The organism is Rhizobium indigoferae (assembly GCF_034554815.1).
GTDB lineage: Bacteria > Pseudomonadota > Alphaproteobacteria > Rhizobiales > Rhizobiaceae > Rhizobium > Rhizobium leguminosarum.
Genome location: NZ_CP140637.1, coordinates 357445 through 371068 on the forward strand (window position 1 = coordinate 357445; position 13624 = coordinate 371068).

Consider the following 13624-nt stretch of genomic DNA (forward strand, 5'->3'; position numbering starts at 1 on the left):
GACCGATTCCAGAAGCATTGCATTCCAACGCGAAAATCTGCCGCCATCAGGGAGTTTGACGAGGCCGAGCAGACGAATAACCCTGCATCGACGACAGCAGTTCAAGACCGCCTGCTCATCACCGGGGAATCGTGCCATGCCTTCGGCCAAAGCCGCGCCTTCCGCATCATCCTTCCACCGCGCCAGAACGGCGTGGCGCCTGTTTGCGAATTTCGCCTATGACTATCGCCGTTTCCGCCGCGCCTCCTTCATCGATGGCGCAGAGTCGCGCGAAAACCGGCGGGCACATATCCATCTCCTGGCGCATATGTTGGAATACGGAATGTCGCTTTCCAATCCACGCAACGGCTTCGGCGTGGACAAGGTGCGGCTGCTGGCGGTGGAGACGCGTCGCTATATCGAGCAGCATGGCCGCGACGCTTCGGCCGATATCAGCCTTTCCGTGCTCTCGGCCTATGTCGACTTCAACGCGGAGCAGGGCGATATCAGCGAGGCACAGGCACTGCTGGACGATTTGCTCGTCGTTGCCGGCGCCGGGCACAATATCCGGCTCGGCGGCAGCGAGACGGTGATTGCTGCCGAGATCGTCAGGCATGCGCGGATGGATTTTGTCTCCTTCATGGAGGCGCGCCACAGCGTGCGCCAATATGACAGCAACAGGACAGTCGCGTTCGAGAAGATCGAAAGGGCCATTCGCGCAGCCCAGCAATCGCCTTCGAGCTGCAACCGACAGACATGCCGTGTCTACGCCTTCACCGAGAAGCCGTCGATCGCCCGCGTTCTCGTCCATCACGACGGCAATCGCGGCTTCGGCGAGCAACTCGGCGGCGTATTCGTCGTGACGGTTGACCTGTCGCACTGGAATACGATCGGCGAACGAAACCAGGGATGGGTGGACGGCGGCATGTTCGCCATGACGCTGGCGCTTGGCCTCCACGCGGAGGGACTGGGCGCCTGCATGCTGAACTGGAGTGCGGCGCGCGAGCAGGATATCAAGATGCGGACCTGCGTCGGCATCCCCGACAACGAAATCATCATCACGCTCATCGGTTTCGGCCACATGCGCGATGAATTCCGCGTGCCGGTATCGGCCCGAAAGCCGATTGACATGGTCCTGACGCACGAACCGCCGCTCCGGTAAGCCTCAATCGTCGAGCGATCGGCAGCGCGCGACACCAGCGGCAAGATCGGCTTGAGGCCCAACGTCAGGACGAGGAGCCTGACGAAGATGGATGCGCTCGCTCCAAGAGAAGCGGTTAGCCGGCAGCTTTATCATTGGCGGGCTGTGTGTTAGGAGCGGGTCATGACATCACTGATCGATTTTGATTGCCGAAGCTGCGGAGCCTGCTGTTCCTATTCGTCGACTTGGCCCAGATTTTCCACCGAAACAGAAGCTGCTCTCGATTTGCTGCCGGCGCAGTTCGTAGCCGCGAACGAGCAGGGAATGCGTTGCGACGGTGCGCGTTGCTCCGCACTGGTCGGTCGCGTCGGTTCGGAGACTTCCTGTCAGGTGTACGATCTTCGGCCTGACGTCTGCCGCGCCTGCGTCCCAGGGGATGGCGCTTGCTTGACCGCGCGCGAGTTCTTCGGGATCGGTCAGCCAAGTTTGCCGTCCGGTCATATCGATGCGCTTTTGCCAATCAACTGAGATGAGTGGCGCGTTGCCCGCAGCAATATTGGCTGCGACCACGATTGCGCGCTAGGCGCGGCACTTTAAAACCGACTGTGGCGGTTCAACACCCGCGACCGACATGATCGATCCGGTGGTATCAAAGCAAATCTTCGAGGACTTGCCCAAAGTCTCGGCGTGGCGGGTACCGCTGGCAGCGCTCAGATGACTCCGCCGAGCGTTTCCAACAGCTCCTGCGTCGGCATTTGGCTCTACTTGCTGTCTGAGGGGCCTGTCACGCAAGGACCAAAGACGGCAGCGCTCACATCTGCTTGGCCCCCGCCTGATAGAAATACAAAGCCCGAAGCAGATGCTTCAAGGAGAAAGCAAGGGAAAAATCAGGGCCGCACTCACGGAGCCACATCTATGATCGCCGAAGTTTTCGTCCCGCTACACCTTTGGGGCACGCTTGCAAACAGCCATGTTCTACCTCTCTCGAATTAGTTCCATAAACTACGTTATGCGATGCATGCATGTAAGGGCTATTTAGTAATGCGACAGTTGGGCCAGTTAGAGATGCGACAGTCTCGCCTCTCGACGCGCTGGTCAATGTCAACGTTGGGAGCAAGGATGACGACCTTCAGCCTGGTCGAGACCATGAGCGGTCGGAGTCGTCATGTCCTTTATGATCACCATGTCGCAGAAAGAGTTGCATCGCCTCGAAGTCATCCAGAAGATCCGTGACCAACGCCTGAGCGTCGTCCAGGCCGGCGAACTGCTTGGGCTTAGCCGAAGTCAGGTCCATCGGCTGCTGCAGGCCTATGACCGAGATGGTCCAGCCGGACTTGTTTCCAAGAAGCGATCACAGCCGAGCAATCGGCGCCATAGCGAGGAGTTTCGCAATGCGGCGCTCGACCTGATCCGCGAACGTTATCTGGATTTCGGTCCGACGCTGGCGCGCGAGAAGCTGATCGAACTGCATCGCATCTCGGTCGCCAAGGAGACGCTACGGCAATGGATGACAGAGGCCGGCATCTGGATCTCGCGGCGTGAGCGAAAGAAGCGGGTTTTCCAACCGCGCGGCCGACGCGACTGCTTTGGCGAACTCGTGCAGATCGATGGTTCGCATCACTGGTGGTTCGAGAGTCGCGGCCCCAAATGCGCCCTGCTCGTCTATATCGATGACGCCACCGGCAAGCTTTTGCATTTGCGCTTTGCCGGATCGGAGAACACGTTCGACTATCTGCATGCGACGAAGGCCTATCTGCAGCAATGGGGCAAGCCGCTGGCCTTCTACAGCGACAAGCACGGCGTTTTTCGCTCCACCCATGCGTCGGAGAAAGACCGCACGAGCGGCCTGACGCAGTTCGGTCGGGCGCTCTATGAGCTGAACATCGATATCATCTGCGCCAACACCCCGCAGGCCAAGGGCCGGGTGGAGCGTGCCAACCAGACACTGCAGGATCGGCTGGTCAAGGAGATGCGGCTTCGCGGCATCGATACGATCGAAGCTGCCAATGCCTATGCGCCTGAGTTCATTGCGGATTTCAATTCTCGTTTCGGCAAGCAACCGCGCAATCCGAAGGACATGCACCGGTCGCTGGCCGACCATGAGAACCTCGATGGTGCCATGTGCCGGAAGGAAGTGCGCACGCTGTCGCAATCCCTGACGCTACGCTACGACAAGGTGCTGTTCATTCTTGATCCGACGGACCTTTCTAGGCTGCTGGCGGGAAAGAAGGTCGTTGTCTGCGACTACCCGGATGGCCGCCTCGAGATCATGCACGAGAGCTTCACCCTCCCCTACAGAACCTTCGACAAGTTGCGATCGGTCCATCGAGCCGAGGTCGTTGAGAACAAGCGTTTGGACGACGTGCTGTCGATCGTCGCCGAGCTGCAGGCCGGGCGGGAACAGCAGCGTAGCAAGAGCGGCCCTCGCCGCACTGGCCAGACGGATCATATGTTCGGTATTCCCGATGGCAGCCAGGGCAATGGTTATCAGAAGCGTGGCCGCAAGCCTGGCCGGCGGACGGACTTCATGAATGATCCAAAGGTCATCGCAAAAAGGCAGAAGGCGCTGGCACGAATGGAGGCAGCAGAATAAATGGGGCACTCATAATCTCAAAGCTAAAGCCGAAGGGGTCTCCCTCACCCGCCCCCGCTCCTCCCTCTCAACCCGGCCCAGCCGGTCGGATCGGCGGCTGACCGTCAGAGCCAGGACGACCTAAGTGTCGCATCTCTAACTGGCTGGCGCAGGCGCATCTCTAATCAGCTTTGACAATGTGTGTAGCCGCAAAGTTGAAGTGTCCTGTTTCTGCAAAGTTGGAATGTCACACTCCCCGCGTTTTGATGGCGTGGGAGATTGCGGATGGGATTGATAACAACGATTTATCGTTCACATGGAAAGCGCACGGATACTCTAGCTGACGCCGAGAAACTGCTTCAGCTCTGGCGTCTGCGGATTGGCGAAAACGTCCTCCGGCAGGCCTATTTCGTGGACACGGCCCTGATGCATGAAGACGACGCGACTGCAGACGTCGCGGGCGAACTTCATCTCGTGCGTCACCATCAGAAGCGTCATTCCCTCGGCGGCAAGCTCGCGCACCACGGCCAGAACTTCGGCGACAAGTTCCGGATCGAGTGCGGAGGTAATCTCGTCGCAGAGAAGTGCGGTCGGCTGCATGGCGAGCGCGCGGGCGATGGCGACGCGCTGCTGCTGGCCGCCCGAGAGCTCGTCGGGATAGGCGTCGAACCTGTGGCCCAGCCCTACCCGCTCCAGCATCTTGCGGGCGGTCGCCTCGGCTTCGGCTTTCGGGGTCTTCTTGACCACGGTCTGCGACAGCATGACGTTGCCGCCGACGGTCAGGTGCGGGAAGAGGTTGAACTGCTGAAAGATCATGCCGACCTTGAGGCGCAGTGCCTTCAGATGCACTTCGTCATCGAGGAGCTGCGCGCCGGCCACGGAGATCGAGCCGTCGGTGATCGTCTCCAGGCCGTTGATGCAGCGAAGCAGGGTCGATTTGCCCGAACCGCTCTTGCCGATAATGGCGATGACTTCGCCAGCCTCCACATCGAGATTGATGCCTTTCAGCACCTCGGTGGTGCCAAAGCTCTTGCGGACTTCAGTGATTTCGATGAGCGACATTGAGCTTCCTTTCCAGGATCTGGCTGCTTTTTGACAAAGGCCAGCAAAGGGCGAAGTAGATGAGGGCGACGAGCCCGTAGACGGTGAAGGGCTGGAAGGTGGCATTGGTGACCACCGTGCCGGCCTTCGACAATTCGACAAAACCGATGATCGAGGTCAGCGCCGTTCCCTTGACGATTTGAACGGAGAAACCGACCGTTGGCGGTATGGCGACCCTCAGCGCCTGCGGGAGGATGACGTAGCGCATCTGCTGCAACCGGCCCATGCCGAGGCTGGCGGAGGCTTCCCATTGACCCCTCGCCACCGCTTCGACGCAGCCTCGCCAGATTTCGGCGAGGAAGGCGGCACTCCACAGAGTGAGCGCCAATCCCGCAGCAAGCCAGGCCGGCACATCTATCCCGAAAAGGCCGAGACCGAAAAAAGCGATGAAGAGTTGCATCAGCAGCGGCGTGCCCTGGAAGAGCTCGATATAATATTTCGCAAGCGCCCTGAATGCCTTGCGCTTGCTGATGCGCAGGAAGAGCAGCCCCAGTCCGACCGCACCGCCGCCAATGAACGAGACGAGCGAAAGCAGGATCGTCCAGCGGGTGGCGAGCAGCAGGTTGCGCAGGATGTCCCAGAGTGTGAACTCGATCATCGCGCCGCCCTCCTCGGGAAAATGAACCCGCCGACCACCGCCAGCACCTGCCGGAGCAGGATCGCCAGCACAAGATAGATGGCTGTCGAGACGATGTAGGCCTCGAAGGCGCGGAAGGTTCGCGATTGTATGAAGTTCGCGGCAAAGGTCAGATCCTCGGCGGCGATCTGCGACACAACCGATGAGCCGAGCATGACGATGACGACTTGCGACGACAACGCCGGCCAGATGCGCTGCAGGGACGGCACGAGAACGACATGCCGGAAGGTTTCGAAGCGCGTCATGGCAAGGCTCTCGCCTGCCTCGAACTGGCCTTTCGGGGTTGCCTGAATGCCGGCGCGGATAATCTCGCAGCTATAGGCGCCGAGGTTGACGACCATCGCGAGGTTGGCAGCCGTCAGTTCGGAAAGCTTGAGGCCGAGCGACGGCAGACCGAAAAAGATGAAAAAGAGTTGGATGAGGAACGGTGTGTTGCGGATCAGTTCGACATAGGTCGCAACGACAGGCTTCAGCCAGGCCGGGCCGAGTGCGCGCACCCAGGCACAGAAAATGCCGAGCGAAATGCCGAGCACTCCGCCGATCGCGATGAGCTCCAGGGTGATCAGTATGCCCTTGATGATGTCAGGATAATATTCAAGCAGCCAGCCGAATTCGAAATGGTAACTCAAGGAATTGTCCCCTCTTGCGGTGACGGAGCGTCATGCCATCCCGCGCGCGGCGCGGGATGGCATCCGTGAGACCGGGTTCCTTACAGATCCGACGGGAGATCGGCGCCGAGCCACTTCTGCGATATGGCGTTCAGCGCGCCATCGGTTTTGGCCGCAGCGATAATGCCGTTCACCTTCTCCAGAAGAGCTGCCTGTTCCTTGTTAAGACCGATGTAGCAGGGTGAGTTCTTGATGAGGAACTTCATCTCGGGGCGCTTGGGGGGATTTTTGGCGAGGATCGCAGCAGCCACGACGTTGCCGGTCGCAATGGTGTCGACCTGGCCAGACAGGAAGGCCGAGATGGTGCCGTTGTTGTCCTCGTAGCGCTTGATCGTCGCGTCGGCTGGCGCGATCTTCGTCAGTTCGAGATCTTCGACAGCGCCGCGCGTGACGCCGATGCTCTTGCCCGCGAGATCTTCCACCTTGGCGATCGAAACATCGGCAGGCGCGAACACGCCATTGAAGAAGGGTGCGTAAGCTACAGAGAAATCGATCACCTTTTCGCGCTCGGCATTCTTGCCGAGGCTTGATATGACCAGATCGACCTTATTCGTCTGCAGATAGGGGACGCGGTTGGCGCTGGTGACCGGCACGAGTTCGGTCTTGACGCCCAGCTTTGCGGCAATGAGATTGGCGACATCGATATCATAGCCCATCGGCGCCATATCGGTGCCGACACTGCCGAAGGGCGGAAAATCCTGCGGGACGGCGACACGCAGCGTACCGCGCGCCGTGATGTCGGCGAGAGCATCGGCGTGAGACGCGGAGCCGAAGCCAAAGGTTGCAGCCAGGGTCGCGATTGCGAAAAATACTCGTCTTGTCAGCATGTTTTAATTGCTCCTTTGAAGTTGCGGTTTTTTGGGTGTGACAGTTGGGCCGGAGGACACGGCCTTGGGAGGGAGTGACAGGGAACTGCGCAGTTCCGAGAGCGGATCCGGGCGCGTGGTCAGGTCGAGGCCCATTTCCACTTCGTCCAGATGCTCGACGGAGAGCTCCGCAGCTCTGACGAAATCGCCCGCTTGCATGGCCTCGAAGATGCGGCAGTGTCCGTCATGGGACTGTGCTGCGTGAAATTCAGACTGATAGAGCATCGAAATAAGGATCGTCCGCGCGGTGAGATCGCGGAGGATATCGACGATGATGGCGTTCCCGCTCAATTCTGCGATGCGGATGTGGAAATCACCCATCAAATAGGTCAGGCGCTGGCGGTCGCCCGCAGCCATTGCGGTCTTTTCCTCGTTCAAATGCGCGTCGAGAGCTTTGCATCCCTCGTCCGTCAATACGCGCATGCTGCGCAGCAACCCGGCCTCGATGACACGCCGTGCCTCATAGACCGCGATCGCCTCTTCAGCGGACGGCTCGACGACAAACCAGCCTCGTCTTGGACTTACATGCACAATGCCGCGTGTTTCCAGGCGCATCATGGCTTCACGAACGCGGGTTCGAGACACGCTGAAGAGCGTTGCCAGCTGGTTTTCGCTGAGACGCGTCCCAGGCCGAATTTTGGCTGAAAGAATCCCAGAGACGATCGTCTCCTCGATGGTCTTCTGTGTGGTCTCAGATGTCTGGCTATCTTGCATACAAGACAGGAAAGCAAAGCTCGTGCCAAAATTCTGCGTTCAGGATTTCCAAGATGTCTCGGATCCCTCCCCCTGGAATTTGCACGCTGGGAATGCAAACTGAGCGCAAATTGAGCGAGACCCCACAATTTCTTGCGAACCCCGATCAGCGTTGGCCGCCCAAGCCGACAAAGCCCTCCCCTATCGAAAAGTTGCTTGCGGCTAGACCGGTTCGGCTTATATAGTCATGATAGTCACTATAGTCAGGATATAGCGAATGCAGCCATCACGACCAGAGGATAAAAGTTGGACCGTCGCCAGTGCGAAGGCCAAGCTGTCTGAGGTTATCGAACGCGCGCAAGCAACGCCGCAAACGATCATGCGCAATGGCAAACCAAGCGTCGTCGTCGTTTCGGCCGAGGAATGGCAGCGGAAGACCGCGCGCAAGGGCACCCTTGCAGATTTTCTGATGCAATCGCCGCTGCGTGGCGCCGATCTGGACCTCGAACGGCAGCGCGACGAACCGCGTGATCTCCAGCTGTGAGACTTCTGCTGGACACTAATGTGCTTTCCGAGGTGACAAGGCCGCGTCCCGATGCACATGTCCTACAATGGCTGGACGGTCTCGACGAGGATCGCTCATTCATCAGCGTCGTATCGATCGCGGAGATCCGGCGTGGCGTTGCATTGATGGAAAGCGGCCGGAAGCGCGACGCGCTGGCAGAATGGCTTGTCCAGGACCTGCCGCAGCGCTTCGAGCAGCGTGTCATCCCTGTGGACCAGCCGGTTGCGATAGCCTGGGGCGACCTGATGGGGCTCGCAAAGCGAAGCCGACGCGGCATTTCGTCAATAGACGGCCTGATTGCCGCCACCGCGATTGCTCACGATCTCACCCTCGCCACCCGTAATATAAAGGATTTCGAGGGCTTTGGGATCGAGCTTGTCGACCCTTGGACCGAGCGCCCGTGACGATCCGCAGAGCGGACCGTCACGGGATCTTTCTTTAAGATTTGTTGATGCAAATCGTTATCCCAAAATCGCTGCGCACTTTTGGGCGACATGCATTAGTTGAAACTCGAGGTTTTGAGGAATTCGGCCAGCCGTTCGGTCTTTGGATGCACGAACATGTCCTTCGGATCGCCCTCCTCGCAGATAACGCCCTGGTTCATGAAGATGACCCGTGACGAAACGTCGTAGGCAAAGCGCATCTCGTGCGTGACGAGCAGCATGGTCATACCGTCGGCGGCAAGCCCCTTGATCACCTGGAGCACTTCGCCCACCAGTTCCGGGTCGAGCGCGGAGGTCACTTCATCGAACAGCATCAGCCTCGGCGACATGGCGATGGCGCGAGCAATTGCGACGCGCTGCTGCTGGCCGCCGGAAAGCTGTCCGGGATAGTGGTTCGCGCGGGCGGAAAGGCCGACACGATCGAGCCATTTTTCCGCGATTGCGCGCGCATCCGGCTTCGTCATTTTCTTCACCTTGACGAGGCCGAGCATGACGTTTTCAGCGGCGCTCATATGCGGGAAAAGATTGAACTGCTGAAACGCCATGCCGGTCAGCGCGCGTTGGCGTGCAATCTCCTTCTCGCTCTTGCGGCGCCGCGTTGCGCCTTCGGCGCGATAGCCGATCTCTTCGCCGTCGAGGCTGATCGTGCCGCCCTGGAATTCTTCGAGCATGTTGATGCAACGCAGCAAGGTGGTCTTTCCGGAGCCGGACGAGCCGATGATGGAAATGACTTCGCCTTCCTGCACGGCGCAATCGACGCCCTTGAGGACTTCGTGGATGCCGTAAGTCTTGCGCAGGCCCTGGATGTCGAGAATGGTCTTGGCCATCGGGGTGTCTCCTCAGGACGGCAGGGCGGTCTTGCGCTCGACATATTTGCCGAAGTGCTCGATGCCGTAGTTGATGATGAAATAGAGACCACCGGCCAGGAAATAGAACTGGAGGCTCATGAAATTGCGGGAGATGATCTCCTGCGTGCGCAGGAGAAGCTCGGCGACGCCGATAACGGAGAGCAGCGTTGAGGCTTTCACCATCTCGGCCGCCGTATTCACCCAGGCCGGCAAACACTGGCGCATGGCCTGCGGCCACAGCACCGAGGTGAAGGTCTGGGTAAAGGTCAGGCCGATCGCCTTGGCGGCTTCGGTCTGCCCCTTAGGGATCGCCTGAAGCGCTCCGCGCACGATTTCGCCGACATGGGAGGAGCAGAAGATGGCAAGGGCAAGCACGCCGGCCGAGAACGGCCCGAGATCGAGGCCGACGGCGGCAGAGACATAGTAGCTTGCCAGCACCAGCACGAGCACCGGCGTGCCGCGGATGATATCCGTATAGGCGCGCACGGCCAGACGCAAAACAACGCCGCCATAGACGAGCGCCAGACCGACGAAAACGCCGAGTATGGAACCCGCGAGGATGGCCAACAGGGAGATCGACACGGTCACGCCGATGCCGTTCATGATGACGTAGCGGGCGATCCAGAGTTGTTCGAGAAAAGTGTGGGACATCCGGGTTTATCTCGGCAGGGCCAGACGGCGCTCGACGAAGCGCATCACGGCGGCGATGAGGAAACAGGTCGCGACATAAAGGGCTGAGGTGACCATCCAGGTCTCTATGACGCGGAAACTCTCGACATTGATCTTGCGGGCAGCAAAGGTCAGTTCCGGCACGGCGATGGCGGCGGCGAGCGAGGTGTCCTTGAAGAGCGAGATGATCGTCGAGGACAGAGATGGCAGCACGTTGCGCAGCATCAGTGGAGCGATGATGGAACTGCGGATCTGCATCCCCGTCAGGCCGATGGCAAGACCCGCTTCCGTCAATCCTCTCGGAATTGACAACAGCCCGGCACGGAACACCTCGGCGAGATAGGCCCCGGAATAAAGGGATAGAACCAGGACGAAGCTTTTTATCTTGTCGAGGCGCAAACCCATCTGCGGCAGCGCGAAAAAGGCAAAAAGCACCAAGACGAGAATCGGCAGGTTGCGAATGACAGTGACATAGACCCGCGCCGGCACGATCGCAAAACGGCTTTTGGATGTCAGTGCGAAGGCCATGACGAGGCCGATCGCGGCCCCGATCATGATCGAGATCACTGCAAGACCGAGGCTGAGTGCAAGCCCGCTCAAAAGAAAATCGAAATTGCGCCAGACGGCGGCGAAATTCAACGTATAACCCATACGGGCCGCCCTTTCAGACCAGAGCATGATGCCGAAAAGTGTGAGCTCTTTTCGGACAACATCATGCTCTCACTCCTCAATTGAGAACAGGATTCAGATTTTAGGCCGACCCGGCCTGAAATCATCCTGCTAGCGGAGCGGGAGAAAAGTCCCGCTCCGCATGGATGTTACTTGAACTCGACGGGAAAGCCGATCTGCGGCGGCGTCAGATCTTTGCCGAACCAGGTCTTGAAAGACTTGGCGTAAAAGTCGAATTCAACGCCGGTCATGGCCTCATGCAGGGCGGTGTTGACGAAGTTCAGCCAATCCTGATCGCCGCGCTTGACGGCGCAGGCATAGGTCTGCGGGTTCCAGCCGTAGCCGGCATCTTTATAGCGGCCCGGATTCTGCGTCATGTACCAGGCGAGCGACGACTGGTCGGTGGCGACTGCATCGGCGCGTCCCGATTCCAGCGCCTGATAGATCAGGTCGACGGAATCGTATTGGTCGACGGTCGCTTCGGGCAATGCGGCATGCACCATCGCCTCGGCGTAGACGTTCTGGAGAACCGAGATGGTAACGGAGGAACCGGCCGCCTTGAGGGCTGCGTAGTCGGCATATTTGCCATCCGCCTTGAGCATCAGGCCGACACCCTCGCGATAATAAGGAATGGTGAAGGCAACCTGCTGGGCGCGCTCGCCGGTAACGGTCATGAACTGGCAGGTGATGTCGACTTTGTCGGTGGTGATGTTCGGGATGCGGGCGTCGGAGGACTGGTTCACATACTCGATCTTCTCAGGATCGCCGAAGAGCGCCTTGGCGATGATGTGGCCCATGTCGACGTCGAATCCCTGAAGCTTGTCGTCGGCACTCTTGAAGTGCCAAGGCGCATTGGTGCTGCCCGTGCCGAGGACGAGATGGCCGCGGGCCAGCACTTCATCGAGCTTGCTGCCGTCGGCCAGCGCAGGCGTGGACAACAGAGCGGCGACGGCCAGCGACATCACGCCGGTGCGAAAGGAAATGGTCATGGCGTTCCCCTTATGGATGGTTCCTATTGTTCCAGTATAATGGACGCATGTCTGTTTTACTGGAACAATGTTATGAAGTGCCATCAAGGATGAATTGTCAATGGGTCATGCCGAAAAAACGCGCAGTGGTGCGCGTGGTGATTTTTTCGGCAGTGCAGCATTGTTCTCTTGTTTCAGAGGCTCAACATCATGCCTTCTCGTACGGCGACCTGACAGCCAAGCCGAGGGCGGAAGATGTGGCCTTCAGAGCGAGCGCCTCAGGAACCGCCCGCCTTAGGCGTTTGCGGTCGCAGCGCGGATCAGCGAACCAGCCGCCTCGCCTGCGGCTTCCATATAGGTCGGGTCGCGATGCAACAGAACGACGGCGAACGAGCCATCGAGCAGCAGGACGATCTGCCGAGCGAGCTGCGGCGCTTCCGTCTTGATTCCGGCCGCCTCGAACGTAACCTGCAACCAGGCCTCGACCCTCTTCTTGTGTTCAATCCCTACTTTCATGGCAGGATGGCCCGGCATATTGGCGAGTTCCGCAGAGGTGCGCAGGAAGCCGCAGCCCTTCCATTTCGGATGGCGGGCCGCGCGGGCGAGATTGCGAAAGATGCCTTGCACCTTATCCGCCGGTTCGCCCGTCGTTTCCGCGTACCAGCGCTTGAACAGAGAGAGGTTAGGCTGGTCGCGCGCCTCCAGATAGGCCCCGATGAGATCGTCCTTGCTGGCGAAATGGTAGTAAAGGGTGCGTTTCGTGACACCGGCCTCTTCAGCCACCGCATCGACGCTGACGCTCCTGATGCCCTCGTTGTAAAACAGCTTGGCGGCCGCCGAGATGATGCGTTCGCGCGTCGGGATTGGCTGTGAGATCATGTCGCTATGTATACCGACTAGTGAATATACACAAGCATCGACTGGCGGCATACTTCTCCTGACGCAGCATAGCCGAAAGGAAAACCGAATGGCCGACACTGTTTTGATCGACAGCCACGACGGAATCGCCACGCTCACTCTCAATCGCCCGGAAAAGCTCAATGCGCTGAATTATGCCTTGATAGACCGCTTGCTCGCGATCCTCGACGCCATCGAAACCGACAGTTCAATTCGGGTGATCATCCTCACCGGCGCAGGCGAGCGGGCATTCTCGGCGGGTGGCGATATCTACGAATTCTCGGAAAGCGTGGCGCAGGGCGCCGATGTCGCCATGCGCGATTTCGTCGCGCGCGGGCAGCGATTAACTGCGCGGCTGGAAGCCTTCCGCAAACCCGTCATCGCCGCCGTCAACGGCCTTGCCTTTGGCGGAGGCTGCGAAATCACCGAGGCTGTGCCCCTCGCCATCGCCAGCGAACGCGCCCTGTTCGCCAAGCCCGAGATCAATCTCGCAATGCCGCCGATCTTTGGCGGAACGCAGCGTTTGCCAAGGCTGGCCGGGCGCAAGCGCGCCCTCGAATTGCTGTTGACGGGCGACGCATTCTCCCCGCAGCGCGCCCTCGAACTCGGCCTTGTCAACCAGCTTGTCCCGCATGACGCTCTCATGCCGGCCGCCCACGACCTCGCGCGGCGCATTCTGCGTCATTCAGCGCTGGCGGCGGCGAGCATTCTGACGGCGGTGACGCGCGGCATCAACCAGAGCATTGCGGAGGGGCTGCTGATCGAAGGCGAACAATTCGCCCGCATGGCGCCAACCGACGATTTGCGCGAAGGGCTCGACGCGTGGATCGAGCGTCGCAAGCCGAACTATCCCGGCTCGTGGTCGCTCGATTGATTGTCGCCAATACTGCTGAGAATGGCTCAGTCAG

The 13624-nt window shown here is 59.5% G+C and carries 16 protein-coding genes; 6 read left to right on the forward strand and 10 right to left on the reverse strand.

Features of this window, described 5'->3' with window-relative positions:
- Window positions 1-136: 136 nt before the first annotated feature.
- From U5G49_RS28190 to U5G49_RS28200, 3 genes are all read left to right on the forward strand, one after another.
- On the forward strand, window positions 137-1141 hold the full coding sequence (locus U5G49_RS28190; RefSeq protein ID WP_193444433.1) for a nitroreductase family protein: 1005 nt from the start codon (window positions 137-139) through the stop codon (window positions 1139-1141).
- A gap of 162 nt (window positions 1142-1303) precedes the next feature.
- Entirely contained in the window at window positions 1304-1648 is a 345-nt protein-coding gene (locus U5G49_RS28195; RefSeq protein WP_193444432.1) for a YkgJ family cysteine cluster protein, read from the forward strand.
- A gap of 637 nt (window positions 1649-2285) precedes the next feature.
- A complete protein-coding gene (locus tag U5G49_RS28200; protein WP_322790957.1) occupies window positions 2286-3713 on the forward strand; it encodes an ISNCY family transposase in 1428 nt (475 codons plus the stop codon).
- Window positions 3714-4028: 315 nt separating this feature from the next.
- On the opposite strand, the gene U5G49_RS28205 is transcribed toward U5G49_RS28200, so the two are convergent.
- From U5G49_RS28205 to U5G49_RS28225, 5 genes are all read right to left on the reverse strand, one after another.
- Window positions 4029-4754: an amino acid ABC transporter ATP-binding protein gene (locus tag U5G49_RS28205; protein ID WP_018444818.1), complete on the reverse strand. Its 726-nt coding sequence runs from the start codon at window positions 4752-4754 to the stop codon at window positions 4029-4031.
- On the reverse strand, window positions 4732-5391 hold the full coding sequence (locus U5G49_RS28210; RefSeq protein WP_047623001.1) for an amino acid ABC transporter permease: 660 nt from the start codon (window positions 5389-5391) through the stop codon (window positions 4732-4734). Before U5G49_RS28210 ends, U5G49_RS28205 begins: the two co-directional genes overlap by 23 nt.
- Window positions 5388-6059, reverse strand: coding sequence for an amino acid ABC transporter permease (locus U5G49_RS28215; protein WP_018245709.1), 672 nt, complete (start codon window positions 6057-6059; stop codon window positions 5388-5390). The genes U5G49_RS28210 and U5G49_RS28215 overlap by 4 nt, the downstream gene beginning before the upstream one ends.
- Window positions 6060-6139: 80 nt before the next feature.
- Window positions 6140-6925, reverse strand: coding sequence for a transporter substrate-binding domain-containing protein (locus U5G49_RS28220; RefSeq protein ID WP_168298235.1), 786 nt, complete (start codon window positions 6923-6925; stop codon window positions 6140-6142).
- A 3-nt stretch (window positions 6926-6928) separates the two neighbouring features.
- Entirely contained in the window at window positions 6929-7678 is a 750-nt protein-coding gene (locus U5G49_RS28225; RefSeq protein WP_193443028.1) for a GntR family transcriptional regulator, read from the reverse strand.
- Window positions 7679-7934: 256 nt separating this feature from the next.
- Here U5G49_RS28225 and U5G49_RS28230 point away from each other — a divergent pair, with 256 nt between their 5' ends.
- Together U5G49_RS28230 and U5G49_RS28235 are read left to right on the forward strand one after the other, a co-directional pair.
- The gene (locus tag U5G49_RS28230) at window positions 7935-8201 is read left to right on the forward strand and encodes a type II toxin-antitoxin system Phd/YefM family antitoxin (RefSeq protein ID WP_168319226.1); all 267 of its coding nucleotides are present in this window, start codon (window positions 7935-7937) and stop codon (window positions 8199-8201) included.
- Window positions 8198-8626 carry a type II toxin-antitoxin system VapC family toxin gene (locus U5G49_RS28235; protein WP_193443026.1) on the forward strand — a complete coding sequence of 143 codons (429 nt, stop codon included), beginning with the start codon at window positions 8198-8200 and terminating at the stop codon, window positions 8624-8626. The genes U5G49_RS28230 and U5G49_RS28235 overlap by 4 nt, the downstream gene beginning before the upstream one ends.
- 95 nt (window positions 8627-8721) lie before the next feature.
- On the opposite strand, the gene U5G49_RS28240 is transcribed toward U5G49_RS28235, so the two are convergent.
- The 5 genes from U5G49_RS28240 to U5G49_RS28260 all read right to left on the reverse strand — a co-directional run bounded on the left by U5G49_RS28240 (window position 8722) and on the right by U5G49_RS28260 (window position 12698).
- Window positions 8722-9492: an amino acid ABC transporter ATP-binding protein gene (locus U5G49_RS28240; protein ID WP_018245713.1), complete on the reverse strand. Its 771-nt coding sequence runs from the start codon at window positions 9490-9492 to the stop codon at window positions 8722-8724.
- Between the two features lie 12 nt (window positions 9493-9504).
- Complete coding sequence (locus tag U5G49_RS28245; RefSeq protein WP_011648868.1) at window positions 9505-10164, reverse strand: amino acid ABC transporter permease; 660 nt, start codon at window positions 10162-10164, stop codon at window positions 9505-9507.
- A gap of 6 nt (window positions 10165-10170) precedes the next feature.
- Window positions 10171-10833, reverse strand: coding sequence for an amino acid ABC transporter permease (locus tag U5G49_RS28250; protein WP_193443023.1), 663 nt, complete (start codon window positions 10831-10833; stop codon window positions 10171-10173).
- Window positions 10834-11000: 167 nt separating this feature from the next.
- On the reverse strand, window positions 11001-11840 hold the full coding sequence (locus U5G49_RS28255) for a transporter substrate-binding domain-containing protein (RefSeq protein ID WP_012755573.1): 840 nt from the start codon (window positions 11838-11840) through the stop codon (window positions 11001-11003).
- Window positions 11841-12113: 273 nt separating this feature from the next.
- Complete coding sequence (locus tag U5G49_RS28260; RefSeq protein ID WP_165504628.1) at window positions 12114-12698, reverse strand: TetR/AcrR family transcriptional regulator; 585 nt, start codon at window positions 12696-12698, stop codon at window positions 12114-12116.
- An 88-nt stretch (window positions 12699-12786) separates the two neighbouring features.
- On the opposite strand from U5G49_RS28260, the gene U5G49_RS28265 reads away from it, so the two are divergent.
- Window positions 12787-13590 carry a crotonase/enoyl-CoA hydratase family protein gene (locus U5G49_RS28265; RefSeq protein WP_193443020.1) on the forward strand — a complete coding sequence of 268 codons (804 nt, stop codon included), beginning with the start codon at window positions 12787-12789 and terminating at the stop codon, window positions 13588-13590.
- Window positions 13591-13624 lie beyond the last annotated feature (34 nt).

Coding starts and splice junctions, on each gene's coding strand:
- U5G49_RS28190 (WP_193444433.1), top strand. CDS start 137: ATGCCTTCGGCCAAAGCCGCGCCTTCCGCATCATCCTTCCACCGCGCC.
- U5G49_RS28195 (WP_193444432.1), top strand. CDS start 1,304: ATGACATCACTGATCGATTTTGATTGCCGAAGCTGCGGAGCCTGCTGT.
- U5G49_RS28200 (WP_322790957.1), top strand. CDS start 2,286: ATGTCCTTTATGATCACCATGTCGCAGAAAGAGTTGCATCGCCTCGAA.
- U5G49_RS28205 (WP_018444818.1), bottom strand. CDS start 4,754: ATGTCGCTCATCGAAATCACTGAAGTCCGCAAGAGCTTTGGCACCACC.
- U5G49_RS28210 (WP_047623001.1), bottom strand. CDS start 5,391: ATGATCGAGTTCACACTCTGGGACATCCTGCGCAACCTGCTGCTCGCC.
- U5G49_RS28220 (WP_168298235.1), bottom strand. CDS start 6,925: ATGCTGACAAGACGAGTATTTTTCGCAATCGCGACCCTGGCTGCAACC.
- U5G49_RS28225 (WP_193443028.1), bottom strand. CDS start 7,678: ATGCAAGATAGCCAGACATCTGAGACCACACAGAAGACCATCGAGGAG.
- U5G49_RS28230 (WP_168319226.1), top strand. CDS start 7,935: ATGCAGCCATCACGACCAGAGGATAAAAGTTGGACCGTCGCCAGTGCG.
- U5G49_RS28240 (WP_018245713.1), bottom strand. CDS start 9,492: ATGGCCAAGACCATTCTCGACATCCAGGGCCTGCGCAAGACTTACGGC.
- U5G49_RS28245 (WP_011648868.1), bottom strand. CDS start 10,164: ATGTCCCACACTTTTCTCGAACAACTCTGGATCGCCCGCTACGTCATC.
- U5G49_RS28250 (WP_193443023.1), bottom strand. CDS start 10,833: ATGGGTTATACGTTGAATTTCGCCGCCGTCTGGCGCAATTTCGATTTT.
- U5G49_RS28255 (WP_012755573.1), bottom strand. CDS start 11,840: ATGACCATTTCCTTTCGCACCGGCGTGATGTCGCTGGCCGTCGCCGCT.
- U5G49_RS28260 (WP_165504628.1), bottom strand. CDS start 12,698: ATGATCTCACAGCCAATCCCGACGCGCGAACGCATCATCTCGGCGGCC.
- U5G49_RS28265 (WP_193443020.1), top strand. CDS start 12,787: ATGGCCGACACTGTTTTGATCGACAGCCACGACGGAATCGCCACGCTC.